This window comes from Nonomuraea sp. NPDC049625 (assembly GCF_040675285.1).
GTDB classification, from domain to species: Bacteria; Actinomycetota; Actinomycetes; order Streptosporangiales; family Streptosporangiaceae; genus Nonomuraea; species Nonomuraea angiospora_A.
In genome coordinates this window covers 150,282-163,239 of sequence record NZ_JBFAOQ010000015.1, presented here as the reverse complement: position 1 = coordinate 163,239, position 12,958 = coordinate 150,282, and the positions used below count along the sequence as shown (strand labels likewise).

General features: G+C 70.0%; 16 protein-coding genes. 5 read left to right on the top strand and 11 right to left on the bottom strand.

Going from position 1 to position 12,958, the window contains the following annotated elements:
* Positions 1-41: 41 nt before the first annotated feature.
* The 4 genes from AB0J87_RS46855 to AB0J87_RS46840 form a co-directional block, all read right to left on the bottom strand.
* Positions 42-1,181 carry a monooxygenase gene (locus AB0J87_RS46855; RefSeq protein ID WP_363977941.1) on the bottom strand — a complete coding sequence of 380 codons (1,140 nt, stop codon included), beginning with the start codon at positions 1,179-1,181 and terminating at the stop codon, positions 42-44.
* Between the two features lie 113 nt (positions 1,182-1,294).
* The gene (locus AB0J87_RS46850) at positions 1,295-1,963 is read right to left on the bottom strand and encodes a hypothetical protein (protein WP_350723582.1); all 669 of its coding nucleotides are present in this window, start codon (positions 1,961-1,963) and stop codon (positions 1,295-1,297) included.
* 6 nt (positions 1,964-1,969) lie between these two features.
* Complete coding sequence (locus AB0J87_RS46845; protein ID WP_363977938.1) at positions 1,970-2,857, bottom strand: hypothetical protein; 888 nt, start codon at positions 2,855-2,857, stop codon at positions 1,970-1,972.
* Positions 2,858-2,883: 26 nt separating this feature from the next.
* The gene (locus AB0J87_RS46840; protein WP_363977935.1) at positions 2,884-3,204 is read right to left on the bottom strand and encodes a hypothetical protein; all 321 of its coding nucleotides are present in this window, start codon (positions 3,202-3,204) and stop codon (positions 2,884-2,886) included.
* Positions 3,205-3,344: 140 nt separating this feature from the next.
* Here AB0J87_RS46840 and AB0J87_RS46835 point away from each other — a divergent pair, with 140 nt between their 5' ends.
* Both AB0J87_RS46835 and AB0J87_RS46830 read left to right on the top strand, forming a co-directional pair.
* Entirely contained in the window at positions 3,345-3,731 is a 387-nt protein-coding gene (locus tag AB0J87_RS46835; protein WP_363977932.1) for a YbaB/EbfC family nucleoid-associated protein, read from the top strand.
* Positions 3,732-3,745: 14 nt separating this feature from the next.
* Positions 3,746-4,123, top strand: a complete 378-nt coding sequence (locus AB0J87_RS46830; protein WP_363977929.1) for a YbaB/EbfC family nucleoid-associated protein — start codon at positions 3,746-3,748, stop codon at positions 4,121-4,123.
* Positions 4,124-4,131: 8 nt separating this feature from the next.
* On the opposite strand, the gene AB0J87_RS46825 is transcribed toward AB0J87_RS46830, so the two are convergent.
* Positions 4,132-5,214, bottom strand: a complete 1,083-nt coding sequence (locus AB0J87_RS46825) for a histidine kinase (protein WP_363977926.1) — start codon at positions 5,212-5,214, stop codon at positions 4,132-4,134.
* 53 nt (positions 5,215-5,267) lie between these two features.
* The gene (locus AB0J87_RS46820; protein WP_363977924.1) at positions 5,268-7,211 is read right to left on the bottom strand and encodes a family 10 glycosylhydrolase; all 1,944 of its coding nucleotides are present in this window, start codon (positions 7,209-7,211) and stop codon (positions 5,268-5,270) included.
* Positions 7,212-7,533: 322 nt separating this feature from the next.
* On the opposite strand from AB0J87_RS46820, the gene AB0J87_RS46815 reads away from it, so the two are divergent.
* Entirely contained in the window at positions 7,534-9,048 is a 1,515-nt protein-coding gene (locus AB0J87_RS46815) for an N-acetylmuramoyl-L-alanine amidase (RefSeq protein ID WP_355193707.1), read from the top strand.
* Between the two features lie 101 nt (positions 9,049-9,149).
* Here the strand turns inward: AB0J87_RS46815 and AB0J87_RS46810 are convergent, their stop codons facing one another.
* The 3 genes from AB0J87_RS46810 to AB0J87_RS46800 all read right to left on the bottom strand — a co-directional run bounded on the left by AB0J87_RS46810 (position 9,150) and on the right by AB0J87_RS46800 (position 10,740).
* Positions 9,150-9,515: a DUF2809 domain-containing protein gene (locus AB0J87_RS46810; protein ID WP_363977920.1), complete on the bottom strand. Its 366-nt coding sequence runs from the start codon at positions 9,513-9,515 to the stop codon at positions 9,150-9,152.
* A gap of 219 nt (positions 9,516-9,734) precedes the next feature.
* Positions 9,735-9,959 carry a DUF397 domain-containing protein gene (locus tag AB0J87_RS46805; RefSeq protein WP_363977917.1) on the bottom strand — a complete coding sequence of 75 codons (225 nt, stop codon included), beginning with the start codon at positions 9,957-9,959 and terminating at the stop codon, positions 9,735-9,737.
* Positions 9,946-10,740 (bottom strand): helix-turn-helix transcriptional regulator, encoded by a 795-nt coding sequence (locus AB0J87_RS46800; RefSeq protein WP_363977915.1) that lies wholly within the window; start codon positions 10,738-10,740, stop codon positions 9,946-9,948. The genes AB0J87_RS46805 and AB0J87_RS46800 overlap by 14 nt, the downstream gene beginning before the upstream one ends.
* Positions 10,741-10,915: 175 nt before the next feature.
* Between AB0J87_RS46800 and AB0J87_RS46795 the strand changes: the two genes are divergently transcribed.
* Both AB0J87_RS46795 and AB0J87_RS46790 read left to right on the top strand, forming a co-directional pair.
* Positions 10,916-11,359 carry an ATP-binding protein gene (locus AB0J87_RS46795; RefSeq protein WP_363977912.1) on the top strand — a complete coding sequence of 148 codons (444 nt, stop codon included), beginning with the start codon at positions 10,916-10,918 and terminating at the stop codon, positions 11,357-11,359.
* On the top strand, positions 11,356-11,574 hold the full coding sequence (locus tag AB0J87_RS46790; RefSeq protein ID WP_363977909.1) for a hypothetical protein: 219 nt from the start codon (positions 11,356-11,358) through the stop codon (positions 11,572-11,574). The genes AB0J87_RS46795 and AB0J87_RS46790 overlap by 4 nt, the downstream gene beginning before the upstream one ends.
* 4 nt (positions 11,575-11,578) lie before the next feature.
* On the opposite strand, the gene AB0J87_RS46785 is transcribed toward AB0J87_RS46790, so the two are convergent.
* The gene (locus tag AB0J87_RS46785) at positions 11,579-12,337 is read right to left on the bottom strand and encodes an SDR family oxidoreductase (protein WP_363977906.1); all 759 of its coding nucleotides are present in this window, start codon (positions 12,335-12,337) and stop codon (positions 11,579-11,581) included.
* A gap of 20 nt (positions 12,338-12,357) precedes the next feature.
* Entirely contained in the window at positions 12,358-12,936 is a 579-nt protein-coding gene (locus AB0J87_RS46780; RefSeq protein ID WP_350723612.1) for a TetR/AcrR family transcriptional regulator, read from the bottom strand.
* Positions 12,937-12,958: the final 22 nt, after the last annotated feature.

Genomic DNA, 12,958 nt, shown 5'->3' with positions numbered 1-12,958 from the left:
TCGGGGGGTCAGGCGGCTCCGGGGGTCAGGTGGCTCGGGGGTCAGGCGGCTCCGGGGGTCACGATCGCGATGCCCAGGCACATCTCGTCGCTGGTCCCGTCGCCCCACACCACGTACCGGGGCGGCAGCTTCTGCAGCTGGGGCAGCTGCGCGCGCAGGCCCGCGTCGTGCGTGCACGTCACCCGTACGACGTCGCCCTTGTTCACCGTGACCGGCTTGGGCAGGACCCGCAGCGACTGGTCGTCGAAGTTGTACTCGGGCACGTCCAGGAGCGTCCGCGCCTTCGGCGTGCCGGGGTTGAGCTCGACCTTGATGGCCCGGCCGAGCAGGTGCATGTGGCCCGCCATGGCGTGGACCGTGGCGGTGCCCTCGACGGGCATGTCACAGTGCTGGGTCGGCCCCGGCTTGCTCGGCCCGCAGTACTTGGTGAGGATCGCCACCTGCGCCGTCAGCTCCTCGCCGAACCTGGCGCCGACGTCCTTGACCGCGGCGGCCCGGTCGCAGAGCGGTCCCGACTCCTTCGGCGTGCAGGGGAGCTCCACCGGGGCCTGGAACAGGGCGGTCTCCAGGGGCCGCAGGGTCTGGTCGGTCACGCGGAGGCGGATGCCCGAGCGGTCGGTGCCCGGCTTGCCCTCCACGCCCAGCAGGTTGTAGTGGACCTGCATGACGAGCCGGCTGCCCGGCGGCAGCTCGTAGCCGTACTTGGGGTCGAGCAGCGTCTCGCTGGTGCCGGGGGCCCAGTGCGCCACCCACGAGGAGTCGCCGACGCCGTCGTCGCCGAAGCACGTCCAGCCCTGGCCGGGGGTGCGCCGGTCGATCTCGCGCGCCTTGGCGGCGTGCTCGGGGTCGATCCTGAAGAAGATCGCGTGGTGGACGAGGTCGAGGTTCTGGGGCTGGAACTGGGCGCCGGTCAGGAACACCTTGCTCGCCAGCTTGGGGTCGATGAGGAAGCAACGGTAGTCGTCCGTGCCGCCGTTGGGCGGGTTCGGCGTGTACGGCTCCGCCATCGTCAGGTTGACGAACCGTTCACCGGCCCGCAGCGGGGCCGCCGCAACCGTGGCCTTGGCGGCATGTCCGGTGTGACCGGTGTGACCGGCCGGCGTGGTGGAGCTCCGGGCGCCGCACGAGGCGAGCAGAACGACCGCGAAGAGCAACACGGCCGTCCGGGCGAGTCGATTCATACGTCAACACTCGCCCGGGAAGCGGCTCCGGACATCCTTCCACGGGACGTTCTCGTTCGTTCCCTGGTAGGACTCCGGCATCAGACCCGGGTCGCCCCTGGGTCGAGACCGGGTCAGTCCGACCCGCTCAGCCATCTCTCGGCGAAAGCCCGGATCTCCTCGTCCTCCGCGTTGACCGCGTGCTCCAGGAGGCCCGTGTCCTCGTCGGACAGGCGCCCGGCGGCCGCCGCGGCGAACAGCCGGGCCGTCGGGTCGGGCCCTTCGAGCCGGGCGAGGACCTCGCGCGGGTCGGGCGCCTCGGCGTCCAGGCGGACCAGCCATTCGGCCAGGTCCTTGACCGGACCGGGCTCCAGGTTCGCCGCCCCGGCCGCCAGCTGGTCCGTCGTGGCCGAAGCCAGGAAGCCGAGGACCTGCCAGCGGACACCGGTGTCGTAGTCCGTGCTCAGGCTCATGACGCGCGCGATGGTGGATCCGTGCAGGGCGTCGCCGTTGACCAGGACGACTTCGACCGCGTAGAACCGCACCTGGGCGAACGGGTGAGCGAGCAGAGCGGGGACCTCGTCCATCATCGGGGCGGCGAGCTCTCCCAGCTCCGACAGCAGCCAGGTCGCCGTCCGCACGGCCACGTCGTCGCCGCTGTGCAGGAGTTCGGCGAGGTTCCCGACGGGATATCCGTCGTACAACTCGCTCAGCAGGTCGTTGGCCGCCGGGCCGACGACGTCGCCGTCGTGCGAATGCGCGCGGATGCGATGGATCAGGTCGTCGCCTGCTTGCGTCTGCATCGGGGGTTAACCTCCCCCCAGGAAGCGCTTGAGCATGTTGATAGCTCCCTTTTCCTCATCAACCCTGTGCACGTGCCCACGATCGTTGTCGTTGTACCACTTCAGCTGCAGCTCCCGTTCTTGGACGCTCTTCTCCAGCTGCGCCTTGAGCGCCTCCGCTTCCTCTTTCGTCATGTTTTCTGTGCTTTTGGGGACTTTTCCATGGAATTTTATTCCTTGGTCTCTCCAACCGCCGCGGCCGCCGCCCCCGCCCCTGCCGCCCTTCTTCCCGGCCATCTGGGCCATGCCGTCCTTGAGGGAACGGGGGCCCGACGGCCCCGGCCGTAGCGGGACGGTCCGGCCGCCCGCGCCCGCCAGGGCCGGGCTTCCGCCGCGGCCGCCCGGGCGGCGCAGGTCGTCGAGGATGCGGCGCATGGGACCGGTGATACGGCGGCGCACGATGGGGGCGATGACCTTGCCGGTGCCCTCGCTACCCTCGCGCAGGACCTTCCCGACGATCTTGCGGCGCATGAGCACGCGGGCGGTGGCGGCCGTCGCTCCCACCGCCCCGCCGAACGCCAGCAGCCTGGCCAGCTCGACCGAGGTGTAGACCGCCTGAGTGCCCGCCGCCACCTTCACCGCCGACACCACCGACGCGGCGCCTTCGAGCACCGCGGGAGCCAGCTTCAGAGCGGCGTTGGCCTGGGCGACGTGGCCGTTCTGCGTGCCCGTGCGCTCCCAGTGGGCCTGCATGGCGTCGGCGGACTCGCCTCGGTAGACCTGCTGCGTGGCGCGTACCGACGAGTCGGCCCCCGCCGCGGCGGGGACCGTGTTCGCGTGCGCCAGGCGCACCGCGCCGCCTTCCCGCCTGGCGTCGTCCTCGTCGAAGGTCGGGTAGGGCCCGAGCATCTGCATGACCCCGGCGGCCTCCGGGGGAAGTGTCACACCCACGTGCGGCCCAGGTTCTGCACGGCCTCGACGTTGGCGGCCTCGGTCTCGCTCGTGTTCTTCACCACGGCCTGCAGGCCCTCGCCGGTCGCGCCCATCTCCTGGGAGAGCCCGGAGAGCGCGGCCATGGACACGGCGCGGGATTCGGCGTACGTGCTGGTGAACACGGCGAAGAGGCCGTCGTCCCCCCAGGACGACACGCCATCCCCGCGTCCGTGCATCGGCGCGAGAGCGGCGCCGTAGTCCTCCCCGTGGGTCCTGATCCGGGAGGCATCCTGCCCCACCGCTCCCAGAGCTATCTCAAGTCCCGTCATGCCAAATGACCATATAGGGGCATATCGCCGCGCGCGTAACGCTTCCTGTTAATGAGATCTACATCGCTCAGTAATGATCTTGTCGGTGTATGTCTAGACTTGGCCGCCTGGTTTGCTCTCCTGACCACCCGGAGGTCGCCATGTCCTTCCCCTCACCCGACCACGACGCCGAATACCTGGAGGAGTACGCCGCCCAGGGGCGGCGGGTCATCCGTGACCTGCGCGCGGCGCAGGCCGCGATCCGGCAGGTGGAAGGCCTGGCCAGGAGCAAGGACGGGCTGCTGGAGGCGGCCGCCGACGGCCAGGGCGGGCTGACCCGCCTGCGCATCGATCCGCGCGCTCTGCGGCTCGATGAGGCGACGCTCGGACACGAGGTGACCGCCGTGCTCCAGGCGGCCCAGGAGGACGCGGCCCGCAAGGCGCAGGAGATCGCGGACGAGGCCATGGGCGCCGCGCACCTGCCCGAACCTCTCGACGAGACATTCGTACGCCAGCGGGTCGAGCAGGCGGCCCGCGATCTTCTTTAGGCTCGGAGGCAAGCGTGTACCGCCATCCCTACGACCCGGCCAACATCAGGGAACAGGACCTGGACGAGGCCGGCCGCCAGAGTGAGCAGATGCTGGCCTGGCTCGAGACGGCCCAGGAGGACCTCGAAAAGATCGTCGGCACCGGCGAGGCGGCCTCCGGCCAGGTCAAGGCGACCGTCGACGTCAACGGGTGCGTCCTGGACGTCCGGTACGGCCCGCGCGCGACCCGTCTGAGCAGCCACGAGCTGGCCGAGCAGACGCTCGCCGCGGTGGGCGAGGCGTGCGCGGACGCCCAGCGCCAGACCCATGACTTCATGCGCGAGGCGCTGCCCGGCTACGACCCCGTGGAGGCGAACGCCCATTTCGAGCGCCTGCTGACCGACTGGGACTGATCTCCCGTTCACGGGGGCGGCGTGGGGAACGTCGCCTCGACCCGGAAGCCGCCCTCCCGGTCCTCCCCGGTCTCCAGGGTGCCGCCCACCAGCTCCACCTGCCGCCGCAGGTCCAGCAGCCCCATCCCGGGCCCGGCGCCGCCGACCCAGGCGTCCGGCTGGCCGGGGGTGTTGCGCACGGCGATCCGCACCGATCCCGGGCGATAGCGCACCCGCACCCGCGCCTCCGCCCCGGGCGCGTGCTTGCGGACGTTGGTGAGGGCCTCCTCGACCATCAGGTACGCGGTGCGCCCCACCACGCCCGACACGGGCACCGGCGTGCCGTCCACCACCAGCTCCGCGGGGACGCCCGCGCAGGCCGACTCGGTGACCAACGGCCGCAGGTCGGGCAGCGGGAGCCCCAGGTCGAAGCCCTCCCCGGTGCCGCGCCGCAGCAGCGCCACCATGTGACGCAACTCGTCCAGCGCCTCGAACCCGGTCGCCCGGATCTCCTCCGCCGCCGCCCTCCCGCGCTCGTCGCGCGCCGCCATGGCCAGCACCCCGGCCTGCAGCACCATCCGGCTGACCCGGTGGGTCACGACGTCGTGCATCTCGCCCGCCAGCCGTTCGCGCTCGACCCGCTGGGCCCGCTCCGCCAGCTCGCGGCGCAGGCGCTCCCTGACGGCCACGTACATGCCGTACAGGGTGGCCAGGGCGAGCGCCGCCTCGGTGCGCAGGATCAGCGGGAGGCGGTCGGGCAGCGACAGGACGGCCAGGCCCAGGATGATCACCGGCAGCCAGCGCTGGATGCCGCGATACCGCTCCGCCGCGAACGCCATCGCGCCGTACGCGGCGAAGGCGCACGTGGGCGGCCAGAGCGGCGCCGCGTCCGGCAGCGGCACGTGCCAGACCACCGACAGCACGGGCAGGGCGATCGCCGTCCCCGCGCTGACCCAGGCGACGGTGAGCGGCGCCCTGCGCATCCAGAGCACCGGCACCGCCGCCGCGAGCAGGACCACGAGGACCGGGCCGGTGTAGCCGGTCGCCAGCGTCAAGCCTCCCGCGGCCAGGACCGCGACCGCGTCGATCGGCCGCGGACGGACACCGTCCACCGGCTCATCGTACGATCACGCACCGGCCCTGCCCAGCCTCCAACCGGGCGACCTCAGGTCTTGGTGATGCGGACGGCGTCGGCGATGACGTAGCCCGTCGCCGAGGTCCACCGGCTCACCCCGACCACGTTGTACGTGCCCGCCGCCAGCGTGTACGTGCCCAGCACCCGCCACTGCCCGCCGCCGCTGCGCTGGTCCACGGTGACCGTCTGGTTCCCGCCGGAGGTGGCGACGATGTACGGCGTCGCGCTGTTGTAGCCGGAGTCGGCCGGGTACCACACCTCCACCCGGTAGGTCCCGGCGCTGGGGATGGTCGTCTGGTACCAGGCGGGATCGCTGGCCGAGACCGGGTTGGCGAAACGGTAGTCGGCGCCGTGCAGCTGCCCGGAGAAGGCGGACGTGCCCCAGTTCGAGCTGGCGGTGAAGCCCGCGTCCGAGTTGTCGATCACGACGCTGAACCCGTCGCCGGACTGCCCCACGGGCTTGCCCGTGCTCGGCGCGCTCTCCTGGTGGGTGCGGTTGAGGGCGGTCACGTAGTACGTGAACGCCCCGGAGGCGGCGGACGAGTCCGTGAAGGACGTCTTCCGGGTCGTCGTGAGCAGGTTGCGGGCGTCGGCGAAGGAGCACGGGTCCGCGGTGGACTGCAACCCGTTCACCCGGTACACCGCGTAGTACGTGCCCGAGCCCGTCCACGCGAGCTGGACGCCGGTCGAGCCCTGGGTGGCCGAGGTGATCGCGGGCGCGGGCGGCGCCGCCGCCGAGCCGCGGGCGGGCAGCAGCGCGGGCTTGGAGTAGTGGGCGTTCACCACCCGGGTGATCGACCCGATCCGGTCCGCCTTGACGTCCTTCGCGCTGAAGAAGATGTCCCCGGACACCTCGGGATGCCGGCGGTTGTCGGTCAGGTGGTCGCTCAGCTCCGCCGGGTCCTGCCAGGCGGCGTCCTGCCCGGAGGCCCCGGCGCGGTAGGCGGCCTGGCCGACGACGAGCTGCACGCCGGTGCCCCGCACCTGGTCGGACCACCAGGCCGTGAGCACCTCGTAGGCGGCGGCGGAGAAGCCGATGTGCCAGTAGATCTGGGGCGAGATGTAGTCCACCCAGCCCTGCTTGACCCATTTCCGGCTGTCGGCGTAGATCGCGTCGTACGACTGCAGCCCGGACGTGCGCGAGCCCAGGGGGTCGGTCGAGGAGTTGCGCCAGATGCCGAACGGGCTGATCCCGAACGACACGTGCGGCTTCGCGGTGTGGATGCGCTGGCCCAGCTCCTGCACGAGCAGGTTGACGTTGTTGCGCCGCCAGTCGGCGATGTTGCCGATCCCGCCGCCGTACTGCGCGAACGTGCCCGCGTCGGGGATGGTCTGGCCGTCCACCGGATAGGGGTAGAAGTAGTCGTCGAGGTGCACGCCGTCCACGTCGTACTTGGAGACGGCGTCCATGATCGCGTCCTCGATGAAGGCGCGCACCGCCGGGATGCCCGGGTTGTAGTAGAGCTTCCCGCCGTACGCGAAGCGCCACTCGGGGTGCTGCCGTGCCGGGTGCGTGGACACGAGCTTGTTCGGATCGGCGTGGTTGGCGATCCGGTACGGGTTGAACCAGGCGTGGAACTCCAGGTTGCGCGCGTGCGCCTCGTTGACCATGAAGGCCAGCGGGTCGTACCCGGGGTTCCCGCCCTGGGTGCCGCTCAGCCACTCCGACCACGGCTCGAACGGTGACGGCCAGAACGCGTCGGCCGTGGGCCTGATCTGCACGACCACGGCGTTCATCCGCTTCTGCACGGCCATGTCCAGCCACGCGCGGAACTCGGCCTGCTGCTTCGCCGCGCTCAGCCCCTGGTCGCTGGGCCAGTCGATGTTCGCGACCGTGGAGATCCACATGGCCCTGAGCTGGCGTTTCGGGGTGGCGGGGTCAGGCGTGCAGGCGGCTGCGGCGGCGGAGAAAGTGGAGGTCACAAGGTGGACGAGTACGGCGAAGGCCGCCAGAGCGGTGCGCAACGCGATCACGAAGAGAAGTTTCAGCGCGTTCAGAAGAAAGTGCAATAGTCTTCACCGCTTCGGTGGGGCCCAATCTCGGGGCGCAGAACACGCACCACGTCAGGCGCGCCCGCTCTCTTTGAAGCGGCACTCGAACCTCTTCCCCCGGGCGGCCTCGACACCGGACGACCGCCGTCAAAGGGGCGAAAAGTTTCACCTAACACGTGAGTAATGTCAATTATCGACATATGTCAAGACGTGCCATACGGTGGGCGCGTCTAGCGGTCCACCCGGAGGTAGCAGGTTCCGCGCGCCCACGGTGCGCCGCTTATCACCAACGAGGAGCACCCCCATGACTCTCGTCCGCACGCGATTAGCAGCCCTCGCCACCTCGACTCTCGCCGTCCTCCTCATCGCCGCAGGCCAGCCCGCCCTGGCGGTGGCCAAGGACAGCCCGCTCCAAGCGGCGTTCGCCAAGGCGGCCGCCGCGCAGGACGTCCCCCGCGACCTGCTCGTCGCGCTCGCCTACGCCGAGACCCACCTCGACGGCCACAAGGGCGAGCCCAGCGCCAGCGGCGGATACGGCGTGATGCACCTGGTCAGCAATCCGACCAACCACTCGCTCGAGAAGGCCGCCGAGCTGACCAAGCTCCCGGCCGACAAGCTGAAGGCCGACGACGAGGCGAACATCCTCGGCGGCGCGACCGTGCTGCGTTCCCTCGCCGACGGTCTGGGCCTCGACGAGACGGCCAGGAAGGACGCCGGGCGCTGGTACCAGGCCGTGGCCAAGTACGGCAACGCCTCCTCGCCCGAGCTGGCCCGCCTCTACGCCGACGCCGTGTACGAGCAGCTCGGCCTCGGCATCGACATCCGCGGCGTCCAGGTCAAGCCGCAGGAGGTCACCGCCGACCGGGGCGAGCTCGCCAAGGCCCGCCAGCTGAACGCGCAGGCCGAAGTGGCCAGCCCCGACTACCCGCCGGCCGCGTGGGTGGCCGCCAGCTCCAGCAACTACACCGCCTCCAGCCGCCCGTCGGCCTACGCCATCGACCGGGTGGTCATCCACGTCACCCAGGGCTCGTACGCCGGCACCATCTCCTGGTTCCAGAACTCCGCCGCCCAGGTCTCCGCCCACTACGTGGTCAAGTCCTCCAACGGCGCCATCACCCAGATGGTGCGCGACAAGGACATCGCCTGGCACGCCGGCAACTGGACCTACAACACCAGGTCCATCGGCATCGAGCACGAGGGCTACGTCGCCGACGCCTCGTGGTTCACCGACGCGATGTACCGGGCTTCCGCGGCCCTGACCAAGGCCATCTGCGACAAGTACGGCATCCCGAAGGACCGCAGCCACATCATCGGGCACAACGAGGTCCCGGGCGCGACCCACACCGACCCGGGCTCGTACTGGAACTGGACCACGTACATGAACTACGTGACCGGTGGCGGCACCCCGTCGTGGTCCACGACCATCGACAACACCACCTCCGGCCAGTTCACCGCCAGCGCGAACTGGGGCACCTCCACCTACTCCAGCCAGCGCTACGGCGCCGACTACCGCTACGCCGACCCGGTCGCCGCCAGCGACCCGGCGTGGTACTCGGCGACCATCCCGAGCGCGGGCACGTACCGGGTCGAGGTCTGGTATCCGGACGATCCCGGATACAACAGCTCGGCGCCGTTCATCGTGGCGGCGTCGGGCGGCAACCAGACCGTCTACGTCGACCAACGCTCCGGCGGAGGGGCCTGGAAGAGCCTGGGCACCTTCTCGCTCAACGCCGGCACGTACAACGCCGTCGGCGTGAGCCGCTGGACCTCGGGCACGGGCTACGTCATCGCCGACGCCGTCCGCATCAGCCGGGTCTGAGAATCACCTCGTACGGCCCGCGTCCTCTCCGCAGCGAGGGCGCGGGCCGCACCTTCACGTCTCAGGGCGACATGCCGTGCGGGTGGGGTGGTGTCCGAGAGTCAGCCAGTCTGATCACCGGATCGGACCGATCGGCGTTCCCAGGCCAGGGCCGTGACCACACCGATGGCATAGGCGACCAGGTCCCATGGGTCGGGGAACGCACCGACCAGGACACCGCCGATCCCCGGCGGGGTCATGCCGACTATTTGGTAGAACTCGACGGCGGCGGCGATCGCGGCCGTGGCCAGGGCGCGGCGTGCGGCGGTGGTGCGCCACAGCAGCCCCAAGAACGCGTAGACCAGCATGGTGGCGGCGACGTCGCTCACGTAACCGCGGATGAACGGTTGTCCCGGGCCCCGGTAGAAGAGGACGAACGCGCCGACGGCGAGGGCGGCGCCACCCAGAAGGACCATGGTGCGGCGCATGAGATTGACATCTTCTCCGAATCTCAACGATCAGGACGACCTGATCATAGAGTTCGTCCGGCCGGGAACGGCCGACGTCTGACATTCCGTAGGCGTCGGCCAGGATCCGGCAGCGGCGCGGCACGTCCATCTCCCGCAACAGCGGATCGGCGTCGACGCCGTCGCGCCCTGTGCCAAGCGGCGGGCTGCATGTCAGCGCGCGTCGCTTCCGCCAACTTGTCAGAAGTCGAATTCGCCGATTTTCGCGCCGCCCACGAAGGCGCGGAAGACCCCTCCGCGCACGATCATCGGCGGGACGTCGGGCTGCTCGGAATCCCGGATCGCGTACCGGTCGCCGCTCAGCTTGGCCGCGTAGAGGCAGTCACCTCCGCTGGAGCCGGAGAGCGTGGATTTCGTCCACTGCGCGGCCTCCAGCTCGACACGCAGCTCATCACTGATCTTCATACTTTGCCGCCACCTCACGTACTAGTCGCTGGCTCATGTGTAGGGGATGCGCCCATTTGTGAATTGCGTCATATCTGACACTAACGCGCCGCACGGTGTCCTCGTGGGCGGACACAGAGCCCAGGGCGGCGTCTTCGAGGGAGATGTGGTCCGGTATGTCGTGACTCTGGGCAAGGGCGAATCCTCCGAGTAGACCTGCTGTGGCCCCTACCTCCAGCGGCACAACCTGGAACGAGATATTGGGCCGCCCAGACATCTCCAGCAGGTGCTCTAGTTGCTCACGCATCACTTCCTTCCCGCCGACCGGCCGGAGGAGAGCGCATTCATCGAGCAAGGCCCAGTACATGGGTGGGCTCTCGCGCTCGAATACAGACTGCCGCCGGAGGCGCGTCTCGACGGCCGCTTCGATCCACTGCTCGGTGACCCCCGGCTCGGCAGAGAGGATGGCCCGTGCGTAGCGAGCCGTCTGGAGGAGCCCTGGGACCACGAGCGGTTGCCACGTTCGGATGGTGTGCGCCTTCTCCTCCACCTTCGGCCACTCGCTGAACCACTTCGGAGTGGACATGACGGTGGTGTTGGGCAGGAGCCCGAAGAGCTCCCCCTTCAGCCCCAGCACCGCCTCGGCCGCCAGGGTGAACTTCTTGCTCGGCCTCCGCTTACCGCGCTCGATCAGGCCGACCAGGCTCTCGCTGCACGAGAGCAGGTCTCCCAGGGCCGTTTGAGAAAGACCTGCCGAGTTACGCGCCTTTTTCAGTACCTCGCCGTAAACCTCTGTCGTCATGTCATCGCCCTTTCGCAGGACCCGGACAAGTGCCAGCACGTCTGTCTGAAAACGGACTGTGACGAGCCGATTACAAAATAGCCCGGCGGCGGCACCCTGGGAAGTGCTTCCAGACACCTGGTCAGCGTGTTGTCCGAGCCAAATATCGGCGTAACAGAACAAAGGCGGTGATTTTGTGCGGGCAGGAACCTCATCAGCAGAGCTCGCCGATGTCGTCCTATGGCGCGATACGACGCTGCGCCGAAACGACAGGACGTCGTGGCAGGCGCGGCAGGCGACCGGGCTCTGGCTCACCGGCAGCCATCCGACGGTCCGCTCCGACGCGCTCCAGATCGTCTCCGAACTGGTGGCCAACGTCATCCAGCACGTCCCGGGCGGCAGGCGGCGCGACTGGGTCAAGATCCGGCTGGGCTTCGGCGACGGCTTCGTCCGCCTTGAGGTGATCGACCCGGGCGCTCCGGAACCGGAGCCGCGCTTCGTCCCTCGCCAGTTGGGCCCCCTGGAGGAGTCGGGTCGCGGCCTCGGCATCGTGGCCCGGCTGAGCACCAGCTGCGGCACGCACCTCACCGAGGACGGCCACCGCGTCGTGTGGGCCGACGTTGCAGCGGGCGTGCCGTGACGGCGACCAGGGGATTTCCCGGCTGGGAGATCATCGAAGGCGCCGGAGGCGGCTACATCGCCATCCGCACCGTTCTGGTGTCCGAGCACAGCCCGCTGTCCAACGTACGGTGCGGCGCGACCCTGCCGGAGTTGTTCGAGCATCTGGAGGAGGAAACGCGCGGCAGGGCCAACTCGAACGGACGGCCGGGCAGAGCCCGTGATCGAGCAGGATGACCAGTCAGGCGGTGGCGCCGCCGTCGATCACGTGGTCCTGGCCCACGACGAAGCTCGACTCCGGCGACGACAGCCACAGCGCCGCCGCCGCGACCTCCTCCGGCGTGGCGACCCGGCCGATCGGCAGCGCTCCCCTCATGCGCTCGTCCCGCTCCTCCCGGGTCTCGCCGGGCCGCGTCGCCATGGGCGAGTCGATCGGGCCGGGGCTGACGGCGTTGATCCGTACGCCGTCGGCGATGTGGTCGCGGGCGGCGGTGCGGGTCAGGAAGCTCACCCCCGCCTTCGAGGCGGCGTACGCGGCGGCCCCGGGCAGCCGCCAGTGCGCGCCCAGGTTGGAGGCCACGTTGACGATGACCCCGCCGCCGTGGGCGCGCATGTGGGCGATCTCGTGCTTCATCGACAGGAACACGCCCTTGAGGTTCACCGCGAGCGCGGTGTCCCAGACGTCCTCGTCGTAGTCGGCCAGCGGCGCGAGCATGCCGAAGACGCCGGCGGCGTTGAGCGCGACGTCGAGGCCCCCGTACCGGGAGACCGCGGCCTCGACCATGGCGGCGACGTCGGCCGACCGCGTGATGTCCACGGCGAACGCGCTCGCCCGCCCGCCCCGCTCCTCGATCAGCTTCACGACCTCGGCCAGCCTGGCCGTGTCGCGCCCCGCGACCAGCACGGAAGCGCCCTCACCCGCGTACGCCAGCGCCGCGGCCCGTCCCAGGACGCCGCTCGCGCCGGTGACCAGGGCGACCTTGCCTTCAAAGCGATTCATCTATTCCATACCAATCGTTCTCAAATTTGGACGGCGACCATGGCCTGGTCGACCGCGTCGCGCAGGCGGCGCGGATCGGGGTCGGCCCTGCCGAGCACCCTGATGCCCTGCAGCAGCACGAGCAGGAACCTGGCCAGCGCGTACGGGTCCTTCCCCGCCGGGATCTCGCCCTGGGCCCGCGCCCGGACCAGGGTGGCGGCGAGCACGGTCTCCAGCCCCGCCCAGCTCTCCGTCACCTTGCGGGACACGGCGGCGTCGCGCGTGGCGAACTCCACCGCCGTGTTCACCACCATGCAGCCCCGCCGCAGCTCGTCGGCCAGGCACTCCGCGACGTACGAGTCGAGGAAGGCCCGGACGGCGGGCAGCGCGGGCCCCGGCTGGGACAGCCGCTCGACCACGTTGTGCTGCTCCAGGTAGCGCTCCAGCGCCTTTAGGTAGAGCTCGCGCTTGCCGCCGAAGGTGCCGTAGATGCTCGCCCGTGCGATCCCGAGGTGCTCCACGAGGTCCGCCATCGACGTCGCCTCGTATCCGCGTTCCCAGAACAGCTCCAGGGCCTTCTGCAACGCGACCTCGGGATCGAACTCCTTGCTCCTCGCCACGGCCCAAAGCTAGCACATTCGA

What these genes read in the sequence shown, in the direction of transcription:
- AB0J87_RS46850 (WP_350723582.1), bottom strand. Translation starts at nt 1,963, where the DNA reads ATGCAGACGCAAGCAGGCGACGACCTGATCCATCGCATCCGCGCGCAT.
- AB0J87_RS46785 (WP_363977906.1), bottom strand. Translation starts at nt 12,337, where the DNA reads ATGAATCGCTTTGAAGGCAAGGTCGCCCTGGTCACCGGCGCGAGCGGC.
- AB0J87_RS46805 (WP_363977917.1), bottom strand. Translation starts at nt 9,959, where the DNA reads ATGAAGATCAGTGATGAGCTGCGTGTCGAGCTGGAGGCCGCGCAGTGG.
- AB0J87_RS46840 (WP_363977935.1), bottom strand. Translation starts at nt 3,204, where the DNA reads ATGACGGGACTTGAGATAGCTCTGGGAGCGGTGGGGCAGGATGCCTCC.
- AB0J87_RS46800 (WP_363977915.1), bottom strand. Translation starts at nt 10,740, where the DNA reads ATGACGACAGAGGTTTACGGCGAGGTACTGAAAAAGGCGCGTAACTCG.
- AB0J87_RS46815 (WP_355193707.1), top strand. Translation starts at nt 7,534, where the DNA reads ATGACTCTCGTCCGCACGCGATTAGCAGCCCTCGCCACCTCGACTCTC.
- AB0J87_RS46810 (WP_363977920.1), bottom strand. Translation starts at nt 9,515, where the DNA reads ATGCGCCGCACCATGGTCCTTCTGGGTGGCGCCGCCCTCGCCGTCGGC.
- AB0J87_RS46835 (WP_363977932.1), top strand. Translation starts at nt 3,345, where the DNA reads ATGTCCTTCCCCTCACCCGACCACGACGCCGAATACCTGGAGGAGTAC.
- AB0J87_RS46855 (WP_363977941.1), bottom strand. Translation starts at nt 1,181, where the DNA reads ATGAATCGACTCGCCCGGACGGCCGTGTTGCTCTTCGCGGTCGTTCTG.
- AB0J87_RS46845 (WP_363977938.1), bottom strand. Translation starts at nt 2,857, where the DNA reads ATGCAGATGCTCGGGCCCTACCCGACCTTCGACGAGGACGACGCCAGG.